Raw genomic sequence first — 3,372 nt, 5'->3', positions numbered from 1 at the left:
ACGAGCCCCCATGGATGGGTTCACGGCGTGTCACGTCCTGGGCTGCCCGACGCCCTCCCGCGACGCGGGGAAAGGCGCCGCTTTTCGCCGTCAGCGCTACAGCGCGTCGACGGTATCCAGCCGGGCGATCACCTCGGCCAGCGGCGACGGCCGTCCCAGCAGGTAGCCCTGCACCTGATCGCACCCATGGGCGGCCAACCACTGGTGCTGGCCCGGCGTCTCCACGCCCTCGGCGATCACCGTCAGCCCCATGCTGTGCCCCAGCGACAACAGCGCACGGCAGATCGACGCATTGCGCGGATTGGTTTCCACGTCCGCCACGAAACTGCGGTCGATCTTCAGGATGTCCAACGGCAGGTGCTGCAGATAGGACATGTTCGAATAGCCTGTGCCGAAATCATCCAGTGAAATGCAGATCCCCTGCTCATGCAGCCGCTGCATCGTCTGCTTGGCCTGGGCCGGCTTGCGCATCAGGCTGCTCTCGGTCAGCTCCACCTGCAGCGCCCCGCGCTCCAGCCCGAACTCCTGGCTGGCGCGCGCGAACTCGGCCACCAGATCGCTGTTGAAGAACTGCACCGCCGATACATTCACCGCGATCGGCAACGGCTTGCCCGCATCGGCCAACTGCCGCTGCGCCGCCGCCGCCGCCCGGATCACCCAGCGTCCCAGCGCYAGGATCAGCCCGGTGTCCTCGCACAGCTGGATGAACTCGCCCGGCGGAATGAAACTGCCGTCGGCCTGCGGCCAGCGAAGCAAGGCCTCCAGCGCGGCCGGCGTGCCATCGCTGGCATGGCAGATCGGCTGGAAATACAGCTGGAACTCGGTGTCGATGGCGCTGTGGATGCGACCGGCCAGGCGCAGCCGCTCGGCCAGGCGCGAGGTCACCGTGTTGTCGAACCACGCAATCACGCTGCCCTCGTCGCGCGCGGCATGCGCGGCCTGCGCCGCCATCCCGATCACCTGTTCGGCCGGCACGTTGTCGCCATCGAACTTCACCGCCACACCGATACGCGGCTCGAACTGATGCAACCAATCCTGCCCGCGCACCGGCTCGGACACGGTCTGCACCAGCGTATCCAGCGCGGTCTGGCGCTCGTGGTCGTCGCGGATGGCGAAGATGAAGTCCTCCGCCGGCTGGAATGCCAGCAGACCGTAGCGCGTGCCCAGCCCGCCCAGGCGTTTGGCCATGGCCTGCAGTACCACCTCGCCCACCTCGCGGCCGAGCGTATCGGCGACCAGCTGCAGGCCACGGAACTGCACGTAGGCGATCGTGTAGCTACCGCCCTCCTCGTCCAGCTGCGCGGCCAGCGCGCGGGTGTTGAGCAGGCCCGTGGCCGGGTTGTGGGTGGCGTGGTAGGCCAGGTCGCGCTCGTAGGCCAGCCGCTCGCTGATGTCCTCGGCCAGCACCAGGCAGGCCTGGCGGCCATCGAAATCCAGCCGCGACAGGTGCGCGCGCACTTCGAACAGCGTGCCGTCCTTGCGCCGGTGCATGCGTATCTGGGCGTCCTGCGGGTCGCCCAGCGTGGCCCGCGAAATCGCGCCACGGATCTCATCCCAGCCTTCGCGCGGGCGGATGTCGAGGATGCTCATCGACAGGAATTCATCGCGGCTGTAGCCGTACTGCTGCACCGCCGCTTCGTTGACTTCCATGAAGCGCAGCGTGTCCGGGTCGAACACCCAGAACGGCGCCGGGTTGCGGTCGAACAGCAGGCGGAACTGGCGCTCGGCCTGCTGCACCCGCGCCAGCGCCTGCACCCGCTCGCTGACATCGGTCAGCGCGCCGATCATGCGCCGTTGCCGGTCCACCACCGCCACCCGCTGGCCGCGCGCCGACACCCAGCGCGTGGCGCCACCGGGCAACACCACCCGGAACATTTCATCGAGCACGCCATTGCCGGCGAAGGCCGCATCGAAGGCCTGCTGCATGCGCTCGGCATCCTCGCGGTGCACCCGCGCGAAGAAGGCCGCCACCGGCAGGCTCTCGATATCGATGCCGAAGATCTCGCGCGCCAACGACGACCAACGCAGCAGCGAGGCATCTTCATCGACATACCAGGTGCAGACCTTGCCGACCTGATGGGCCATCAGCAGTTCGGCATGGCCGGTGCGCAGTTCCTCGGTCAGCGCGTCCTGGCTGCGGGTGGCGCGGCGCAGGCTGACATACACCAGCGCGAACATGCCCCAATACAGCAGGTACAGCGCCACCGAGGCCTCCACGTAGGGCCACCACGGCGCGAGCACGTCATCGCGCCCCAGCCCGGCATACACCGCGATCGGGTACTGGCCCAGCGTGGTCAGCGTGGAAATGCGCTCGATGTTGTCGATGCTGCTGGTCTCGATGCCCAGCGGAGTGACCGCATCGCGGCGCAGCATCTCGCGCCTGCCCAGGCTGAAGCGCTGCCCGGTCAGCCCCACGGCGTCCGGACTGCGCGCCAGCACGTAGCCCTGCGCGTCGGTGATCGAGATGACGCCGTGCTCGCCGGTATCCAGCCCGCCGATGATCGACTGCAGCTCGCTGGTGTGCAGCCGGCTCAACAGCCAGCGGTCATCGCCCATGCGCAGTGCCAGCGGCAACACCCAACGCTGTGCGTTGCGCTGCTGCGGCGGGCCCATGTACAGGCGGCTCTCGCTGCCGCGATTGGCGTCGGTGGCCCACAGCGGCAGGTACAGGTCGCCACTGCCGCTGGTCAGTGCGCGTCCGTACTGGTCCACCACCACGATGCTGTCCAGTTCGGCGTGGCGCTGCAGCACGCCGCTGATCGCATCATCAAGCAGGTCAGGCGCCTGCGCCGGCACCCGCTCGAACAGCAGCGCGCCGTCCTCGGCGATGCCCAGCATGGCCCGTTCCAGATTGCGCAGTTCCAACCGAAGCAGGCGCTGCGAACCGGCGGCGAGCGCCGAGCTCTGGCGCTGCGCAGCTTCCTGGCGGCGCTGGTAATCGTTGCCCAGCATCGCCGTCAGGCCCACGGCGAGCAGCACGCCCAGGCCGACGCCCAGCCACACGATCGTGCGCAGTGGACGCGCCAATGCGTGGTTCAACGCGGGCATCGACGACCTCTCCCGCAGCGATGGGCTGACTTCATGCGTAACGCTTCCTGGTTTCCCCAAACCTGAGCGGCCGAAGCCTGGGAATCTTGACCGCTCCGTTAAGCGGTCCGACGCCTTGACTCGCAGCATGCACCAGCGCGTGCGGCACGGGAAGGCCCGGATGTGCCGGATCGGGCCGTTCACGTTGACAAAGCCAAGGCGCGCCCCAACCGCCGGATGCAACGGCCGGGGCCGGCGCGACCAGCCCGGGCCGGGGAGATTAGACTTGGGGTTTCCTCCGTTGCCTGAGACGTCCATGCCCACGCTGCGCCGCCCCACCCTGAA

Annotated in this window: 1 protein-coding gene; it reads right to left on the bottom strand. The window is 68.4% G+C overall.

Going from position 1 to position 3,372, the window contains the following annotated elements; all coding sequences use genetic code 11:
- Nucleotides 1–96 precede the first annotated feature (96 nt).
- Nucleotides 97–3,048 carry a bifunctional diguanylate cyclase/phosphodiesterase gene (locus tag AC1DQP_RS18435; RefSeq protein ID WP_457317965.1) on the bottom strand — a complete coding sequence of 984 codons (2,952 nt, stop codon included), beginning with the start codon at nucleotides 3,046–3,048 and terminating at the stop codon, nucleotides 97–99.
- Between the last annotated feature and the right edge of the window lie 324 nt (nucleotides 3,049–3,372).

Source organism: Stenotrophomonas sp. P5_A8 (genome assembly GCF_056400545.1).
This window is presented reverse-complemented; position numbering and strand designations above follow the sequence as displayed.